Annotated in this window: 12 protein-coding genes and 3 pseudogenes; 6 read left to right on the forward strand and 9 right to left on the reverse strand. The window is 66.4% G+C overall.

The window, feature by feature from the left end:
- Positions 1-2: 2 nt before the first annotated feature.
- The 3 genes from GON09_RS10310 to GON09_RS10320 all read right to left on the reverse strand — a co-directional run bounded on the left by GON09_RS10310 (position 3) and on the right by GON09_RS10320 (position 4992).
- On the reverse strand, positions 3-2828 hold the full coding sequence (locus GON09_RS10310) for an FtsW/RodA/SpoVE family cell cycle protein (protein WP_213931717.1): 2826 nt from the start codon (positions 2826-2828) through the stop codon (positions 3-5).
- On the reverse strand, positions 2815-3921 hold the full coding sequence (locus GON09_RS10315; RefSeq protein ID WP_307854347.1) for a hypothetical protein: 1107 nt from the start codon (positions 3919-3921) through the stop codon (positions 2815-2817). Before GON09_RS10315 ends, GON09_RS10310 begins: the two co-directional genes overlap by 14 nt.
- 333 nt (positions 3922-4254) lie before the next feature.
- Positions 4255-4992 (reverse strand): hypothetical protein, encoded by a 738-nt coding sequence (locus tag GON09_RS10320; protein ID WP_213931718.1) that lies wholly within the window; start codon positions 4990-4992, stop codon positions 4255-4257.
- Positions 4993-5102: 110 nt separating this feature from the next.
- Between GON09_RS10320 and GON09_RS10325 the strand changes: the two genes are divergently transcribed.
- A complete protein-coding gene (locus tag GON09_RS10325; protein WP_213931719.1) occupies positions 5103-6647 on the forward strand; it encodes an HD domain-containing phosphohydrolase in 1545 nt (514 codons plus the stop codon).
- Between the two features lie 209 nt (positions 6648-6856).
- Here the strand turns inward: GON09_RS10325 and GON09_RS10330 are convergent.
- From GON09_RS10330 to GON09_RS10340, 3 pseudogenes are all read right to left on the reverse strand, one after another.
- Positions 6857-6994: pseudogene (locus GON09_RS10330) on the reverse strand (VOC family protein); the annotation flags it as partial.
- 176 nt (positions 6995-7170) lie between these two features.
- Positions 7171-8304 (reverse strand): annotated as a pseudogene (locus tag GON09_RS10335) (IS701 family transposase); the annotation flags it as partial.
- 51 nt (positions 8305-8355) lie between these two features.
- Positions 8356-8586: pseudogene (locus GON09_RS10340) on the reverse strand (VOC family protein); the annotation flags it as partial.
- A gap of 177 nt (positions 8587-8763) precedes the next feature.
- On the opposite strand from GON09_RS10340, the gene GON09_RS10345 reads away from it, so the two are divergent.
- From GON09_RS10345 to GON09_RS10355, 3 genes are all read left to right on the forward strand, one after another.
- Positions 8764-9891, forward strand: coding sequence for a catalase family protein (locus GON09_RS10345; RefSeq protein ID WP_213931720.1), 1128 nt, complete (start codon positions 8764-8766; stop codon positions 9889-9891).
- A 64-nt stretch (positions 9892-9955) separates the two neighbouring features.
- Positions 9956-12550 carry a LuxR C-terminal-related transcriptional regulator gene (locus tag GON09_RS10350; protein ID WP_213931721.1) on the forward strand — a complete coding sequence of 865 codons (2595 nt, stop codon included), beginning with the start codon at positions 9956-9958 and terminating at the stop codon, positions 12548-12550.
- A 118-nt stretch (positions 12551-12668) separates the two neighbouring features.
- Entirely contained in the window at positions 12669-13634 is a 966-nt protein-coding gene (locus tag GON09_RS10355; RefSeq protein WP_213931722.1) for an endonuclease/exonuclease/phosphatase family protein, read from the forward strand.
- A gap of 9 nt (positions 13635-13643) precedes the next feature.
- On the opposite strand, the gene GON09_RS10360 is transcribed toward GON09_RS10355, so the two are convergent.
- The 3 genes from GON09_RS10360 to GON09_RS10370 all read right to left on the reverse strand — a co-directional run bounded on the left by GON09_RS10360 (position 13644) and on the right by GON09_RS10370 (position 17393).
- Positions 13644-15212 carry a peroxidase family protein gene (locus tag GON09_RS10360; RefSeq protein WP_213931723.1) on the reverse strand — a complete coding sequence of 523 codons (1569 nt, stop codon included), beginning with the start codon at positions 15210-15212 and terminating at the stop codon, positions 13644-13646.
- A 94-nt stretch (positions 15213-15306) separates the two neighbouring features.
- The gene (locus GON09_RS10365) at positions 15307-16332 is read right to left on the reverse strand and encodes a DUF2235 domain-containing protein (RefSeq protein WP_244865470.1); all 1026 of its coding nucleotides are present in this window, start codon (positions 16330-16332) and stop codon (positions 15307-15309) included.
- Positions 16333-16439: 107 nt separating this feature from the next.
- Positions 16440-17393 carry a hypothetical protein gene (locus tag GON09_RS10370; RefSeq protein ID WP_213931725.1) on the reverse strand — a complete coding sequence of 318 codons (954 nt, stop codon included), beginning with the start codon at positions 17391-17393 and terminating at the stop codon, positions 16440-16442.
- A gap of 691 nt (positions 17394-18084) precedes the next feature.
- On the opposite strand from GON09_RS10370, the gene GON09_RS10375 reads away from it, so the two are divergent.
- Together GON09_RS10375 and GON09_RS10380 are read left to right on the forward strand one after the other, a co-directional pair.
- The gene (locus tag GON09_RS10375) at positions 18085-18312 is read left to right on the forward strand and encodes a hypothetical protein (protein WP_016934414.1); all 228 of its coding nucleotides are present in this window, start codon (positions 18085-18087) and stop codon (positions 18310-18312) included.
- A gap of 3 nt (positions 18313-18315) precedes the next feature.
- Positions 18316-18663, forward strand: coding sequence for a DUF1036 domain-containing protein (locus GON09_RS10380; protein WP_213931726.1), 348 nt, complete (start codon positions 18316-18318; stop codon positions 18661-18663).
- Positions 18664-18674: the final 11 nt, after the last annotated feature.

The following is an 18674-nucleotide window of genomic DNA, read 5'->3' on the forward strand; positions in this document are numbered from 1 at the left end:
CATCAGGGATTCGGTGTCCGGGTCTGCGCGAGGTAACGCTCGAGCAGACCCTTCACCACCGGCCCGGAGGTGGCCGAACCGAACCCGCCACCGCGCACCAGTGCCGTCACCACGACCTCCGGTGCCTCGGCGGGTACCACCGCGGAGAACCAGGCGTTGAGGCCCTTTCCGGGAGCCGACGGATCCTCCGCGGTACCGGTCTTGGCCGCGGCCGAGACCGGCAGGCTCGCGAGCTGACCGGCGGTGCCGGCCGAGGCGGACGCCCGCATGCCCGCGCGCACCGGCTCGAGCTTGTCCGCGAACGACAGCCGGTGCGGCACCCCGGTGGGAATCGGAACCGCATCACCGGGACCGTAGGCGGCGGCGAGCTGCGGGGTCACCACCTGACCCGACGCGATACCCGCCGTCCACCGTGCGACCTGGATGGGGGTCGCCGTGACGGTGCCTTGACCGATACCCATCAGCAGGGTCGAGCCCGGATACCAGGCACCTCCGATGCTCTCGACATTGTCGGGGGTGCCGAGGAAGCCCGCGGATTCGGCGGGCAGGTCGATACCCGAGGGGGCACCCACCCCGAGTTCGGCGCCGGTCTCCGCGATGCGGTAGGGACCGAGGAGGTCGGCCAGTTGGTAGAAGTACACGTTGTCGGACCACTGGATCGCCCCGAGCAGGTTGTTCGGGCCCATCGGCTGCCAGTTGGCGAAGGTGTGACCGCCGTAGGTGTAGGCCGCGCCGCCCGCCAAGAGCGCGTCCGGTGACAGCACGTCGAAGGCTGCGTTCGTCGACGCCGTCACGATCTTGAACGTCGATCCCGGTGGCACCGCCGTCTGCACGGCGTGGTTCAGCATGCGGCCCGGCCCCGATCCCGTGGTCTGCGCTTCGATCGCGGCCAGATCCGCCGGGGGCCCGTAGACGTTGTTGTCGTAGCCCGGCACGCTCGCCAGCGCCAGCACCGCACCGGTGCGGGCGTCCATCACGACCGCCGCCCCGAGATCGCCTCCGCTGGTGCGCACCGCCTGGGTGAGCGCATCGGTCGCGGCCTGCTGCATGCCGAGGTCGAGGTGCAGCCGCAGGTCGTGGCCGTGTATCGGATCGACTCGCTCCCCCGTGCCGACCGGACGTCCGGACGGATCGACGTACACGCACTGACGGCCGTCGACGCCGCGCAGTAGTGCGTCGTACTGCCTTTCCAGTCCCGCCTTGCCGACCCGTGATCCGAGCGCGAGGGTCGGCCAGACCTCCATGTCCTGCCGGTCCGCGATCCCGACGTACCCGAGGAGCGACGCGAGCACTTCCCCGTGCGGGTACTGCCTGCGTCCGGTCGGGTAGACGAGCACCCACGGCAGCCGGGCGTCGACGATCGCCCGGGCCTGGTCGGGCCCGACGCGTCCGAGCACGACCTGCAGTTCCCCGTCTCTCCGGAGTTCCTCCTCGAGCTGTTCCGCGGTGATGCCGAGCAACGCGGCGAGTTCGCGGTGCGCCGACGGGTTGCTCTCGGCGAACATCCGGGCGACGACCGCGACGGTGTACTCGGCGACATTGGTCGCGACCGGAACGCCGGCCCGGTCGAGGATCTGGCCGCGTTCGGCGGGCAGACGAATGCACCGCAACATCTGCGTGTCGCTGGTCGCGCGCAGCTCGGTGCCGTGATCGGTCTGGAGTTGGTAGGCGAACACCGACATCGCGACGAGCGATGCCGTCGTCAACACCGCCCCTGCCGTCACGCCCCGCGGCAGGCGCCGCTTCTTGGACTCGGTGGCCCACAGCGGCCGGGTCACGCCGTCGCGGCGCACCGCGAGCACGAGGCCGATGGACACGAATCCGACGATCGAAGCGGTGCCCCCGTAACTGAAGATGGGAATCGGCATGCCGGTGTGCGGCAACAGCGACAGGCTCTGGGCCACCGACACCGCGGTGTGCAGCCCGAACACCCCGCCGACGCCCGCGGCGACGAGTGCTGCCTCCCGTGTCCGTGCCGTTCGGGCGGCGACCACCGAACGCCACACGATGATCACGACCGCCACCACGACCGCGATGCCGGCGACCAGTCCCCAGCCGTAGACCAGGCTGGCAAAGGCCAGGTCGTGCTCCGATTCGGGCAGGTACTGAGCTCGCAGGTCGTAGTCCGGTTCGCGTCCGAGACCCCACCACCCCGCACTGCCGATCGCGATGTCCGCCTGCCATGCCGCCCAACCCGACCCCTGTGGGTCGGCACCGCCGCCCGACAGAAAGACGTGGATCCGCTCGAGCTGGTACGGACGCAGGAACAGCACGGCCAGGGGCAGCGAGGCGAGTCCGAGTGCGAACAACGGGAACAGCGAGCGCAGCGGCACCCTCGCCAGGATCAGCATGAGCAGCACGGTGGCCACGAGCACCACGGCGGTCGACAGGTCGGGCTGCAGCGCCACCAGCGCGATCGGCAACGCCGACACGACCAGGACCCCGACGAACCTGCCGAGCGTGTATCCGCCGGCCAGTATCGCGGCGGGCACCAGAACCAGGGCGAGCTTGGCGATCTCGGAGGGCTGCAGAGTGAATACACCCAGGTCCAGCCAGCGTTGGGCGCCCTTGGTCGCGATGCCGATCAACGGCACCGCCGCGAGCAGCACCACCGAGGCGGTGAACAACGCCCAGCCGAAACGGCTCAGGGCGGCGATCCGCATGCGGGAGGTCGCCCACATCGCGCCGAGTCCCACTGCCGCGATCACGGCGTGACGCACGGCGAGCGACGACATGCCCGTCGAGATCATGTTGAGCATGCCGAGTGCGACCAGTGCGATGGCCGCCGTGACGAGCCAGGGATCGGATGGGTGCCTATCCGCCGTCACGAGTGCCCCCGGGCGCGCAGGTCGCGTTCTCGGCGGGAACGTACATCGGCTCGGACGCCGCCGCTGCGGGGACGGTGGTGACCGCGGCGACCGCCAGTGCCGATCCGGGCGGCAGGTCGACGCTCCCGATGCCGTATGCCTCCCGCGCGCCCGGCGGCACCGGAACCGTGATCTCCCCGCCCGGCAGTGTCACACCCGTACATCGGTCGTAGACGGTCAGATTCCAGGCGACCGCACCGACATTCGCCGCAGGGTCGAGTCCGACATCGACCCGCACGGTGCACGAACGTCCCGTCTCGCACGGGCCGTTCGCGAAGCTCGCGGCGACCTGCGTGACCGGTCCGGCGGCACCCGGAAGCGCGGTGGTGACAGGCCCTGCCTCGACGGCTCCCGGTGCGGCTTCGGGCACCGGCGGCGGAGGCGAGACCGGGTCGATCCGGTCATCCATCGACGAATCCACCGGGTCGAGGAGGGTGTGCCAACCGCGGCTCAATTCCGACCACGCTGTAGGAGCCACCCACGCCACCACGACGAGCGCGAGGATCGCGATCAGCGCGATGATCCACCGGCGCGGCGACAGGCGCCTCTTCTTGCGATGCCACACCTTCCCGGCGGGTGGGCGCGGGCGGTTCGGGGTACGAGTCTGTTCCGTCGTCAGGAGCGGCACGTTCGTCCGTTCCACCGTACCGATCGCCGGGCGAGCATGACCCTTGACGGCGGAGACGAGCGCGGCGATCTGGGACCGTTTCCTTTCCATCTCGGTCTCGTCGAATTCCGTTGCGGCAGCATAACGGACTCGTCTCGCCAGACCGACGAGATCCGACGATTCCGTGATCGCCGCGTCCACACGGTCGGCAAGTGTCTCGCTGCGGCAGTTCGTCACGATCCGCCGGAGCAGACCTGTCGTCGCATCACACACCTCGTCCCAGGCTCCCGTACTTCCGGTGCTGTCGATGGTGAGCTCTCCGCTCTCGGACACCATCACGGCATCGCCTCGGAGGCGGATCGGATGATGGCCCCGGCCGTGCGCGAGTTCGAGCTGATCGACCACGTCGGTGACGAGCAGCGCTGCCTGCGCAGGCGTCAAAGTCACGACGGCAAGCAGTCTTCCGAGTTCTACGCCGCCGCCCCCTGCGTCGTCGTCCGTTCGTGTGGCCGGTCCGGATCGGACCTCGACGGGCTCGTAGTCTCTCGCGTGGATTCCCAAGACTGCTTCGATCATCGCGCATCCCGAAAACGCCAGGCCTCCCGCAAGTGTCAGCCAGACCGGAGCGGGCGGGTGAATTGACCTTGGAGTACCTTTCCCCCTCGACGAGGTGTTGCCGAAATTCATTGTGTGTCATTTGCGCAAGAGTTGCCTCGACTTTCGAACGAAACCTTGCGGCACATCCGTCCCAAAGCTGTTACCGCCGGGAACATCCACCGATCACGCGCCGTCCGCATGCACCGTGTGGGGACGTGCCGGGAAGTGACGCCGGGCGTCGAACGGTTCGAGCCAGACCTGTACCGTCGCGAACAGTCCGCGCTGAGGGAGCCGGAAATCGCCGAGGCGGTCCTGCCGGGCCAGAGGACCTTCCGGCCCGAGATCGACCCCACGGACCATGGCACGCTCGGTGTGCGCGGCCCACAGTTGCCGTGGATTGGCCCGGAACCACTGTCCGTTCGGCAGGTGCCCACCGAGCCGCATCCGGCCGGCGCCGAGCACCGGTCCCGCGACGCGCCCCATCGCGGCCAGCACCGCCGGGCTGTGCCACAGAGCCTCGGGCATCAGACTGCCCGCCGCGGTCATGACGGTGGTCGCCGGCGAGGCGGTCATCCGGAGATCCCACTCCAATTCGGCACCGGCCGTCACATGCAGGTCGGCCGGGCCGGTCCACTCGGCACGCACATCGGTCTGCTCGGTTCGGCTCAGCGCGCGACCGAGATATCGAGGGCAGCTCAGCTCGGCCGGGACGTCGCTGTATACCGTCCACGTGCCGTCCGGGTCGCGGTGCCATACGGACGTGAAGCCGTCGCCGATGCTGTTGGTCGGGAATCTGCGCAGCGCCAGGTAGTGGCCGCTCGCGAACGGCGCGCCGATCACGGCGTAGCCGGCGAAACGCTCTCCGGAAACTCGGGGCAGTTCGCAGGACCTCTGAGCGGCTGCGTGCGGGGTGATGGTCATGTCGTCCTCCTCGATTGCGGGGTACTTCGATCCTGTGCCCGCCGCTTCCGCACGTCATGAGGCCGCTGCCTCATCTTTCGGACCGGGCATCGTGCGAGGACACTGATTCCATGACGTCCCCAGGTGACGGCCCGCGACGGGCGGAACTGGTCGCCGCGCTGTCCCTCGCCATCGATCTGGGTCTCGGGCAGCCGATGGAGCACATGCTGCGCTCGGCCGTGATCGCCACGCGTATCGCCGACCGGATGGGGCTGAGTGCAGACCAGCGGGATGTCGTCTTCTACGCCAATCTGGTCGCGTGGATCGGATGCCACGCCGATTCGCACGAACTGGCACGGATGTTCGGCGACGACATCGTCTTCCGCGCCGACACCTACGCGGTGGACATGACGGGGTTGCCGTTCCTACGGCTACTGATGAGTCACGCCGGGCGGGGACTTCCTCACGCAGAGCGATTCCTCCATGCCACCGCCTTCCTGTTCACGGCGCGGCGGCAGATGTCCGAACTCATCCGGTCTCACTGCGGGTCCGCGAGTGTCCTCTCCGATCGGGTCGGGCTGGATCCCGAGGTGGGATCGATGCTCGCTTTCACCTTCGAGCGCTGGGACGGCGCGGGGCTACCTTCGGGTGCGCGCGGTGACGAGATTCCCGTCGAGATGCAGATCGTGCACCTGGCCGACGTGGCCGAAGTGCATTTACGTCTCGGTGGGCCTACGCAGGCGGTGGCTGTTGCTCGTGCGCGAAGCGGAACCCAGTTCGGCCCACGCGTCGTGCAGGTGTTCGTCGATGCCGTCGACGCGATCACGACGGGTGTGGTCGAACAGGATGCGTGGTCGGCGGCGCTGGCCCAGGCATCCGATCGAGATTACACATTGAGCAAGCCCGAACTGGACGAGATGCTGCGCGCGATGGCAGATTTCGTCGACCTCAAATGCCCTTATCTGCTGGGACATTCGCGACGCGTTGCGGATCTGGCGGCGGCAGCGGGCCGGCATCGTGGGCTTCCGGTCGCCGAGGTCGAACTCCTCTACCGTGCGGGTCTCGTACACGGACTGGGACGGATGAGTGTGCCCAACCAGATCTGGGAGAAGATCGATCCGCTCACCACCGCGGAATGGGAACGGGTCCGCCTGTATCCGTATCTGACCGGACGGATCCTCAGCCGCGTCGGAGGGTTGGAGTCCGTCGTCACCCTTGCTGTGACGCACCGCGAGCGACTCGACGGTTCCGGCTATCCCGGGGGGCTCCGGGCTGCCGACCTCGGCGTGACTGCGCGAATCCTCGCCGCCGCGGAAACCTACCAGCGTCTACGAGAACCTCGACCGCACCGCAGAGCGTTGACGGCCGAGGCCGCCGCGGCCCGGATGTGCAGTGACGCGGAAGCCGGTCGATTCGACACGGAAGCCGTCGAGGCCGTGCTGCTGGCGGCCGGACATCCGACGAAGCGACGCGCACCCTGGCCTGCGGGATTGACGGGTCGTGAGGTGGAAGTCCTCAGACTCGTCGCTCTGGGATACTCGAACCGGCAGATCGCCGACGAGCTGGGCATCGCGCACAAGACGACCCGCAATCACGTCGAGCACCTGTACACCAAGCTCGACGTCCACAACCGCACCCAAGCGGGGCTCGCGGCCATCGACCTCGGGCTCAGCTGATTCGTGTGGATCCAGCCCCCGCTATCCGGGGTCGAACCCACACAATCAGTGTCCGCATCAGGCGATGCGCCAGATGTATGCCGACGTACTACAGGACTGGGTACTTCCTCGCCTCCGCACGCGACGGCGCGACGAGCCGGAAGATTTGGTGTTCTCGACCGATATATACGCCGTCGAGAACACCGGATCGGAACGGCGTCCTCGTCCCCTTACCGCGGGTTGTCGGAGTGGCTGACGACGTTGACGACCGTGCCGTCCGGTGCGCGCACGAAGAACCGGCGCACTCCCCACGGCTCCGTCGTCAGCGGATACACGATCTCGAAGCCCCGACGCTGCGCCTCCTCGTAGTACTGCAACGACAGTTTGTGATGTCGTCGTTTGTAATGGCTGGCGCGGGCTCTGGCTTGGCTGATGCGACGCCAGTTCGACCAGTGCCATAGGTGAGCGAAGGCGTGGCGAACGGGACAGGCGATACGATTGAACAGTCGCCGAATCTCGTTGACCGTCAGGGAAATCAGCCTATCGGAACCAGGTGAAGATCCCCCTTTTTGGTGTCTCGGCGCAGGATCGTCAAGAACGCGGCCGCGGCCATGGACAGGGTGATGTGCCGGTACCAGGCGGTGTAGCCCCGGACCTGGTAGTGGTCGAGTCCGGTCTCGTTCTTCGCGGTCTGGAAGCACTCCTCGATCGCCCACCGGCTGCCGGCGACCCGCACCAGCTCGGCAAGCGGGGTGTCGGCGGGGCCGTAGCAGAGGTAGTAGGCGATCTGCTCCGGGTCGGCAATCGAGCGGCGGGCCAACAGCCAGTGACCCCGGCCGGGCTCGCGCAGCGGCCGGATCGGGACCGCAGCCCAGTCGTAGACCCGCGGTCCGTGCGCGCCATCCCCGCACGACAACCGTTGCCACACCGACGCGTCCACTTCACTGATCACGGTGTGGGCGCGGCGTTGCCGCAACTGCATCGACACCACCATCTGCGTTTTCGGCACCGCCAGCACGTGCGCCACCCCGCGCGATTCGAGCCACATCCGCAGCCGGCCGACCTGCCCGTAGGCCTCGTCGGCGGTGACCCACCCGAACGGGATACCGGCATCCAGGGCTCGTTCGATCATCGACTGTGCCAGTCCGGGTTTCGTTGCGAATCCGATGTCGTCGTCGATGCCGGCGTCCCGGCACCGATCCCGGTCCTCGGTCCAGGCCTTGGGTAGATACAGCTCCCGGTCGATCAATGCCCGACCACGACCGGAGGCGTAGGCCACAAACACTCCGACCTGACTGTTCTCGATCCGCCCGGCGGTGCCGGAATACTGCCGGGCCACGCCTGCGGATCTGTTGCCTTTCTTCAGAAAACCGGTCTCGTCGACAATCAACACCCCGGTCTTTTCGTCGCCGATCGCCTCGACCACCACATCTCGCACGTCATCGCGCAACCCGTCACAGTCCCACGCGTAGAAGTTCAGCAGCCGCTGCATGCCTTCCGGGCCAGCGTCCCCGGCCGCCTCGGCCAACGTCCAGCCGTTCTTACGTTCGACCTCCGCGAGCAATCCCCGGACATACGCCACCATGCGCCGCCGTGACTCCACCCGCGAGAACCGGTGCGCGAACCGACTGCAGAACGCCGTGAACCCCGCCGACCATTCCAACACCTCCGACTGCACCAAGATCAATTACCATAGACACAACCTCGGTCACAAACTGTCGTTGCAGTAGTAGGCGGCTTCCACCTCGTCGCCGACGTGGACGGAGATCGCCGAGTCCACGGGAGCCGATTCGTCGCCACTGACCAACTGGACGACGGCACGACCGTCGGGAGTGGTGAACCGCGCGACCCACCCGAGGTTCATCTCTTCGACGCTCAGCCCCAGATAGTCCGCGTAGAAGCTGCGCGCCTCCCCGATGTCCGGGACGTTGATGTTGGTGGTGATGCCGGTCGGACGCATGCGGGTCACTCCTTCGACGATCTTGGGTGGATTCGACCCCGCTCAGCGGGGTTCATTCCACACAAATCGGGACGATGGGTCATCTCGAATTCGAGTACACCACTACTCACGCCCCGGGACGTCGGCCACGTCAGACTCGTATTCACGGAACGACAGGTCCCGACCATCGGAGAACTCATGTCTCTCACCAATTCCACGGCCCACCCGAAACTCGCACCCACCTTCGTCCGTTACAGCGACGACCTGGAACGACGCGACCCCGACGAGGATGCCCTGATCGAGCGGATCGTCGAGTCGCTGCACCGTAACAACGAGTGGGCCGCCGAGAAGTACAAGCATGCGATCCGCGACGCCCACGCCAAAGGGCTCGGTGTCATGCGCGGGGAACTGACCGTGTATCCGAATCTGCCCCGGCCCTATCGGCAGGGACTGTTCGCGAAAGCCCGGACATATCCGGTACTCGTTCGCTTGTCCAGCACGGCAGGCGCGCTTCGCAGCGATCAGGTGGGCGGAGTCCGCGGAATGGCGATCAAGGTTCTGGGTGTGAGCGGTGACCGGATCATCCCGGACGGACACACGAATCAGGATTTCATTCTGGTGAACAGCGATACGTTTCCGTTCGCCGATGTGCGTTCGTACGCCGGCAAGGGAATGCGGTTCGCAAAGATCCTTGCACGCACTCCCGACCCCCTGCTTCGGACAGCCTGCTTTCTCGCCCGAGGCGCTTCGCGGATCTTCACGCCACTGCACCTCACCCTCCCGAACGATGTGCAATTGTTTGCGCGACCGAACGACCACGTCCTCGGTGAGACCTATCATTCGGCGGCGGCGCTTCGTTACGGCGACCATGTCGCCAAAATCTGCATCACTCCCCTCTCGGATTCGGTCAAGAGCCTCACCGGACAACGCATTCCTCGCAGCGCCGGCGACGACGCGCATCGCCTGTCCGTCGAGCAGTTCTTCGCGCACACCAGTGCCGACTACGAGGTCCGCGTCCAGCTCTGCACCGACACCGAGAAGATGCCGATCGAGGATGCCACCGTGCAGTGGGCCACGGGCGAGTCACGGCATGTTCCGGTGGCCCGAATTCGGATTCCCCGACAGGACACCAGCAGCACGGCGCTGCGCACCTACGCCGAAGACGTCGTGTCGTTCAATTCGTGGACCGGTCTCGCAGATCATCGTCCGCTGGGCTCGATCAATCGGCTGAAACTTCGCGTCTACAACGCGTCGAGCGAATTCAGGCACCGCAAGAACGGAATCGACCGCGTGGAACCGACCACAATTTCCGATATTCCCGAATAGTGAGCTGTATTCGCACTGCTCGAACCATATTTTTACGCTCCCGGCCTCCTTATACTGAGTTACCGTGGCCATCAATTGGCAGTTGGTCGATCGTCCCGACGAATTCGATACGATCCGATCCGAGCTGACCGGAGACGGTCAGGGTGCCATCCTGATCGGCGCCGCCGGGGTCGGCAAGACCACGCTCGCGCACCTCGTCGCCGATTCCCTCGGTTCGCCCGTGCAGTGGGTGGCGGGCACCGAGTCGGCACGCGGCATTCCACTCGGTGCGTTCGCCCCGCTCGTCGATCCGTCCACGACCCGCGACGCCGTCGCATTGGTCGGATCCGCTCGACGGTCTCTCCTGCGGCAGGGAGACATCGTGCTCGGTGTCGACGACGCGCATCTGCTCGACCAGCTGTCGGCGACCCTGCTCCAGCAGCTCGCGATCGAACACACGGTGCGGATCATCGCCACGATCCGCTCCGGCGAACCCGTCCCCGACGCCGTCACCTCGCTGTGGAAGGACGACTACCTGCGGCGCATCGAACTACGTCCGTTCACCAAAGAGGAGAGCATCCGTCTCGTCCGGTCCGTCCTCGACGGGCAACTCGAGGAACTGAGCGCCGACGTCATGTGGGAGATGTCCGGCGGCAATGCGCTGTTCCTCCGGCATCTCGTCGAAGGTGCCCTCGATGCGGGACATCTGGTGCAGGTATCCGGGGTGTGGCAGCTCCGCGGGCAGACCGCCGCAACACCCGGGCTCACCGAACTGCTGGAATCGCGCCTCGATCGCGCCGGCCGGGAGGTCCGTACCGCTCTCGGACCGCTCGCCTTGTGCGAGCCGCTCGACCTCGACATTCTGCTCCGCATCGCCGGCGAGGACGCCGTGGACGCGGCCGAGATGCGCGACCTGATCCGCATCGAACCCGACGGCTCCCGGCTCGACGTGCGATTCAGTCATCCCCTGCTCGGCGAGGTCGTGCGGGGACGCATGGGCACCGCATCGGCCCGCAGGCTCCGCGGGCGGCTCGTCGACGAGCTACAGCAACGCGGGACGAGTACCGCTGCGGAACGCATCCGCCTCGCCGAGCTCTACATGGGCAGCGATCGTACTCCCGACACCGAACTCCTCGTCACCGCGGCGCGCGACGCGGTCTCGTTGTCGAATCATCCGCTCGGTGAACGCATCGCCCGCCGGGCCTGCGAACGTGGGGGCGGTATCGCCGCCGCCGAACTGCTGGCCCGCGCGCTCCTGTGGCAGGGCCACCCCGGACGCGCCGAGAAGACACTGTCCCGATTCGACCCGGAGGGCATGAACGAACTCGAGCTCATCCAGTGGGGCATGCCGCAGGTATCCATCCTCTTCTGGTCGCTCGGTGAGGTCGAGCGCGCCCACGAGATCCTCGACCTGCTGCGCGAGCGGACCCACCACCCCACGCTGCGCACGCTCGTCGACGCGGTGACGGCCTCGGTCGCCGTCCACGAGAACAAGCTCGACGAGGGACTCGCGCTTTCCGCCGAAGTCCTGTCCGATCCGGACGCACTGGCCCAGGCGGTCGAATGGGCTGCCTTCAGCGCGGGACTCGCCATGACGGTCGCCGGTCGCGGCAGCGAATTCGAACCCATCGCCCGCCGCTGCTTCGACATGCGCAAATCGACCGACGGCATGATCCGCACGATGATCCGGTACGGCGACGTCGTCGCCCTCGCCCAGATCGGCGACCTCGCGCTGGCGGAAGAGCGGGTCGCCGAGATCTCGCACTTCTCCTCGTCCGGTCAGTACCTCGCATGGGCGATCTCCAAGATCATGGCCGCCGTGATCCACACGAACCGCGGTTGCTTTCCCGAGGTCGTCTCGGAGATCGAACAGGCGCTGGCTGCGCTCACAGCCGAAGTTCCCCTGCCGTGGCGAGTGCCCGCAACCATTCTTCTGGCCAAGGCGTACGCCGTACTCGGGCAACCCCAGCAAGCACAGCGTGTCCTCGACGACGCCGACGAACACACCGGACTCCACACGGCGATCCATCGTCCCGCCCGGTTGATCGCACAGTCCTGGCTGGCTGCCGCCGAGAACTCCGAGCAGCGCAGCGTCGCCTTCGCCCGCGAAGCCGCCGAGGCTGCCCGCACGTCCGGGCAGTACGCCGTCGAGTCCGACGCCCTTCACGACGCCGCGCGCTTCGGAGACCGCAGTGTCGCGGGCCGCCTGGCCGAACTCGTCGACCACGTCGACGGTCCGGTGGCGTCGCTCCAAGCCCGCCACGCGGCCGCAGTGGCCAAGGCGGATGCGGCCGAACTGGACGCGGTCAGCGACGACTTCGAGCACCATGGGCTGTTCCTTCACGCTGCGGATGCCGCAGCGCTCGCGGCGTCCGCCCACACGCACGACGGCGACAGGCGACAGAGCACCGAATCCGCCGCCCGGGCATTCAAATTCGCCGCCCGCTGCGGTGGGATCACGACACCTGCGATCCAGTCGGCCGCCCACCCTTTGCCGTTGACCGCCCGCGAGCGGGAAATCGCCGCGCTCGTCGCCACGGGTCTGACGAACCGGCAGATCTCCGAGCGACTGTTCGTGTCGGTCCGCACCGTCGAAGGCCATCTCTATCGGGCATGTATCAAGCTCGGTGTTTGCGATCGTGAGCAGCTCGGACGCTTGATGCGCAACGAGGACGAGTGACGCTCGACGAGTAGTGCGCTACTCGCGACATGCCGACGGCAGCCCTCCATGCTGGGGAGAAGAACGCAGCGCCGTCCGGATCCGCATCGTGACGACGCGGAGATCCCGGGAGGAGCGTATGGTCACCGTTGCGACGTGGAACCTGGAGAACCTGTACCGTCCGGGGCACGAATCCGGACCTCCGAACGACGAGGTCTACCAGCGCAAGCTCGACACTCTCGCCGACATCGTGACCGAAGTCGACGCCGACATCCTTGCGGTCCAGGAGGTCGGCGACCCTGCCGCCCTCGACGACCTCGTCGCCCTGCTACCCGACCACTGGCACCGATGCCTGTCCGCCCATCCGGATCCGCGCGGGATCCGGGTGGGTTTCGTGTCCCGACCGGCGTTTCTCGACTCGTCCGAGATCACCGTCTTTCCGGAGCCACTGGGATCCGTGCGGGTGGCCGACGGATCTGCGTCCGGCAGCTTCGCCACGCGAATGGGACGGGGCGCGTTGAGGGTTCGGGTCGCGACGGAGATCGGTGTGCTCGATCTGATCACCGCGCATCTGAAGTCCAAGCTGCTCACCTATCCCGGTAACCGATTCGCTCCGCGCGACGAGGACGAACGTGCCCGCTTCGGTGCCTACGCGCTCTACCGGCGGGCAGCCGAAGCCGCCACCGTGCGAGCAGCGGCGACCGCTCTGCTCGACGGTGCGATCGAGGACCGGCCGCCGCGCGACGATCCCGCCGTCATCGTGCTCGGCGACCTCAACGACACCGCCGACGCCGCCACCACCCGGGTGCTCCACGGGCCGCCCGGCTCCCAGATCGGCACCGCCGGGTTCCCTCGTCCCGACCACGGCGACCGGACCCGCCTGTGGAACGTCGCCTCATTGATTCCCGAGGAGCACCGCTTCTCGCGGATCTTCGAGGGACAACCCGAGCTGATCGACCACATCCTCGTCAGCCATCGGCTGCTCGACCACCTCGAATCCGCCACAGCGGTCACCGATGCGCTGACCGGAATCACCGCAGACCCCCGCTTGCGGCGGGCCACAGTGAACTCCGATCACGCGCCGGTCGTCGTGCGTCTCCTCTGACAGGCCCGCTCACTCGATGCGGAAGCTCGCGTACGCCTTGTCGCAGGTGCTCGAGTTTCGTTCGACGATCTGCTGCAGGCAGTGCGTCTGCTCGATGATCCCCATACCGACCTCGGAGAAGGTGTCCTCGTGGTAGACGTGGCGCGCCAGCAGCGGGTTCGTGAACGCCTGCGTGAACGCGTCGTGGGCGACCATCGTGGTCAGCAGCTCCCCCATCATGCGGTGCCGGGGATAGTCCTCGGCGAAGATCCCCACGTACCACTCGACCGCGTCGACATCGCCGTGGAGCCGCGCGAGCTTCTGCTGCACCTCGACGTCCCCGGTGAGTTCGGCGAAGCTCGTCAGTCGTCCGAGTCCGAACGCCTCCCGGTAGTCGTTGAACGAACGCAGCCGCGCCTGACGCATCAGCCCGATGGTCCTCTCCTCCACCGACTCAAGGTCGGGGCACATCGGATGACGGTCGACCAGGAAGGCCGGGGTGTTCCCGAGGCCGATCCTCGACGCCTTCTGCCGCGAGCACTGGTCGATGATCGACTCGATGCCCCTGTCGATCACCAAGGAATTGTTGTCGACGAATATCCGCGTACTCACCCGCTGCGAATCGAACACCACCGAATCCGGAATCAGCGAATGCCACCGGTACAGGAGGTTGAATTCGATTGCACACCAGTTCGTTCTGTTCCACGGCGCTTTGTCCGCCATGAACGGGACGAACTCGATCGGGAAGTCGAACGGTCCGATGTGTTTGATGTACTCCTCGATGACGATCTTCAACAGGATGACGATCATGATGTTGCGGGTGGTCTCGAACAACCGGTCGTCGTCCCACTCCGGGTACGCGCCTTCGAGAATGCCGGCGATCCGGTTGTGTTCACGGAGGAACAGCACGTTCAGCACGGTGTTGCCGATCGTGCTGTTGCCGTGCTCGAGTCCGACCGCGAACACCGACCCCTTCCGCTCGTCCGGGCACAGTCGGAGAACCGTCTCCAGCAGGTACTTCCGGTTGTGCAGCTTCGCGAACTTCGGAATGAACTGCAGCTCCTCCCCCGGCTTGCGCTCGGCGAACAGGAAGGGCGGATATTCCTCCTCGTCGATGACCTGACTGTCGAGGCGACCCCCGTAGCCTGCCCGCAGCATCGCAGTCTTGTCCTGATTCACCCCGTAGATCTGACACAGGTCGATCTCGTGGTTCGAGTCGTTCTTCCGCGGGTCCTTCCTGTTCGTGCGCAGGAAGCTGTCGGTGAACCACTGCGCGAAGAACGCGAACCACACGCTCGTGTCGGTCGAGGGAATCTCACGGGTGCGCCGGAACAGCGCTACCACGTCCCCGACCGCCGGCAATTCCTCCGGCGGTGTGGTGGACGGAGGGAGGTGACGACCGCTGTAGGTGCGGTCGGTCAGACTCGTCCACGTCGTGTAGTCGGCAGCCAGCGTCAGCGGGCGCGGACGCGGCGGCACAGCGTTGGCATACTTCTCGATCGCCAGTCTGCTGGCCTGCCGTCGAGCGACCGGGATCCGCCCGACCACCTCGGCCCCGATCCACGGGAGGCGACCGGAGAGCAGGGGCGACAACTTCATCGTGGAGTGGTGCCGACGTGGACGGCGAGTCGGTAACAGCAAAGGTGTGAACATCGAGGTTCCCGTCGTCGATATCGATGCCGGTGGAGACCGGCTAGATGCGAACCACCGAGGCGAGCCGGTACGACGCCGACAGCCGCCGGGGGTTGTTGTCCATGGTCAGCGGAGGTGAGTACCGGGAGTTCATGGTCACCCGGAAGACCACCGAGTCGGCCACGCGCGCATCGTCCCCCACCGTCCGGCGATGCGGGAAGCCCCACAGGGGGTTCCACGACTCGTGGACCGGTCCGAGCGCCGCGGTGCAATCCAGTAGGAGTGCGGGATAGGTCGCCGCGACGGCCGGGTCGATCTCGACGCCGTGCCTTTCGGCGTTCGACAACATCCAGGCGAGGCTGATGTCGGCGAGCGAGGTCGTCGGGAAGCCACCGCCGACGTCGCAATGCACTCCCGCGAACCACACCTGTTCGATGGTCTGCCCGTCCGCCGCTGGGCCTTCCCAGAGGGTCGGTGGGAACTGGCGGCGCCGCTCGTCGAGCGACAGCGCGTGGTAGCCGGCCTTGACGTCCCGATGGAGCCGGGTATCCAGGAAGCCGTAGTCCTTCTGGTCGAGCCGACCGAAGAGCGCACCCGGGATTCCGAGTGTTCCGACCGTGTCCCACACGCCGATCATCTCGATGTGCCCGTCGACCATACGGATTCCGTCACGAGGACCGGCCCACTTCGAGTCGTCGCCTGTCCGGTTGCGGTAGGCGTGGAAGGCCTGATCGACGAGGCGACCGGTGGGACGACGGGACGGCAGCCCGCAGTAGGCAATCATGCCGCCGAGGCTCCGCGCGGTGTACGCGCCGCGGCTGAAGCCGACGAGGAAGAGACGGTCACCTTCCTCGAAGGCGTCGGCGATACGTCCGTAGCCTTCCCGTACGTTCTCGATCAGACCGTGCCCGAAGGCGCCACCGCGCAAGCGGGACAGCAGGTTCCCTTCCGTACCCACTCCGGGGTCGTAGATCTTGTCCTGAGTGGTGGTCGTCGCCAGCGCTTCGTGGAAGCGGTACACATTCGTGCGCGTACGCTCTCCCGAGTTCCAGGTTCCGTCAGCGCAATAGATGATGTTCTTCGGCATGTCGATTCGTCCTTGCCGCATCGGTTCGAAGCTGGTGCAACGATCGTCACGCGGCGGGGTGCGGCAGGCACGAGTAGTGCGCTACGCGAATGTCGTCACGTGGCGTCTCAGAACGGGGCGACCTCCGGGCACGTCCATTCCCCATCCCAGTTCGCCGCGTCGGTCTCGTCGATCCCTTCCAGCCGCGTCATGCTGATGCGCGAGTACTCGTCGGCGGGGAGAACCAGGACGTATCCGTACTGGGTCGTCCACCGCGCAGGCAGCAGCACCCAGTAGTTCTGTCCGACCAACAGCGTTCTCAGGCATTGGTACCGATAACCGAATCGTTCCTCCGAACTCGGCTCGAGAACCGTCTCGTGGACGAGGTTCGCAGGCGCGTACAGGCGATCGGCGGTGTCCAGGACGACGACGGTCTCCTTGTCCCACAGGTCGGCCGCGACGTTCTGAGCCTGCCCGCGGCCGTACTCGGTTGCGAAGATGTTGGTGCACCAGAACAGCGCCAATACGAGCGCGACACCCGCGAACAGCCAGGTCGAGCGCTCCGCTGCCGACACCGTCGCGACGCCGCCCGTCCCCAGCGCCGACCGGATGCCGACTCCGACGATGATCAGCACCGCTCCCGCCGCCAGCAGGATCGGAACGAGCGTCGCGCTGCGCACCGGGGAGAACCGCGGCACCATCACGGCCGACACCGACAGGGCTACGAGCAGGACTCCTACGCCGATCGCGCTCCATCCGGCGTGCCGGACGACTCGACGTTGCCGGCCTCGCCGAACCAACCGCAGACCGTAGGTGCGGATCCAGAACGCCACACACGCCACCGCGAGGAACGAGACGAGCGCGGGATACAGGACGCTGACGCTGCGCAACACGTAGTCGGCCGTCGTGAAACCGAAAGCGCCGGTGTCGACACCGAAGTACGCGAAATACGCTCGGGCGGAGACGAAACCGAAGTAGTAGCACAGACCCGTCAGCAAGGTCGTCGGCGCGACGATGCCGGCGAGCAGGCCGACCCACATGTGCGTCGGATATCCCGTTGTCCGGGTTATTTCGTCACTCATGAGGGGTCGGCGCATGCCCGGGAGATGGTTCTTCGACACCCCGCACACCCGGCTGGGGACTCGACGTCATTTCTACCTCTGTCGGCGCTATCGAGGGCGACTCGAATGTTGGGCCGAGAAAAGGGTCTGCCGACGCAGGCTCGGAGCCAACCGAGCGTTCCGGAACTACGTATGGTGTAGCCCCAATTGGCGACGTCGCCTCAAACCAACCGGTGGCCTCGACCGTCGTGGATATGGACTCCGATAAGGTCGGGACCGGACCCCGGGTTACCGACGATGCGGGTATACGAGATTCCTCCGTGGTGCGATCGCACCCGGCAGTACCCGCGGCACACAACACCAACGCCGCGGAAGCAAGCGTCGTGCGGAACCGTGACGTTGTTCTGAAGCCTTCGAGCGTGCGCATCTCGCAACCTCTGTTGGGAGCTCCTGCAATTCTTCGATCCGCGTTGACCGTAGAACCGACGGATACGTCCCGACACGAGTACTCCACTACTCGTTCGCCACACGAGGCACGACCCCGTGCACGGTTCGCAGTGACGGAGGCAATGACCCCATCCCGCAGTGCCGAATGCACTGTCCCACCACGAATCGAGTAGCCGCCTACTCTCCCCGGAGTGCTTGCGCGCTCGTAGCTTTCTTCTCACAGACCGCGGACGGATCCGCGTTCCTCCAGATCGGAGTCCCGAGAATGAGTACGCAACCCGGACAGTGGCGGCTGTTGGACGAAGCCGAGGCTGCCGCACTCTCCCTGGCCGACGAATCGATGCCGGTGACACCGACCGTCGACAAACCCGATACCGACTCGCAGGCCTCCACGGCAACCGCCTCGGAGCACTTCCCCGGCTCGAACGAGTCCACCGACGACAACGGGGACGCCGATCTGCCGGCCGACCCACCGCTCACGACACAGGAATAGATCATGGGACTCTTCTTCCGCAATCGGACGGGCGAATCCGTCTGGGTTGCATATGCATACAGTTCACCGGGATGCCCGGACGGCGGCGACTGGGCGAAGAAGGGCTGGTGGCGGCTCACACCGGGTGCCACGGCCAAGGTCCGGTCGGGATTCGTCGGTGGTAGCAAGTTTTTCTTCTACGCGCACGGCGAAGGTGGCAGCCCCGAATGGAACGGGCCGTTCGTCACCAACCTGCCGCAGCAGGCATTCGACTGGTGCTGGAACACCGCCGGCTCATCGGGAACGAACCGCGGTCTCCAGAAGCTGATCGTTCCCACCACGAGCCTGGACCACACGGTCGTACTCAGCTGATCGGCTTCCGG

Origin of the sequence: Rhodococcus sp. B50, from assembly GCF_013602415.1 — a bacterium.
Classification (GTDB): domain Bacteria; phylum Actinomycetota; class Actinomycetes; order Mycobacteriales; family Mycobacteriaceae; genus Rhodococcus.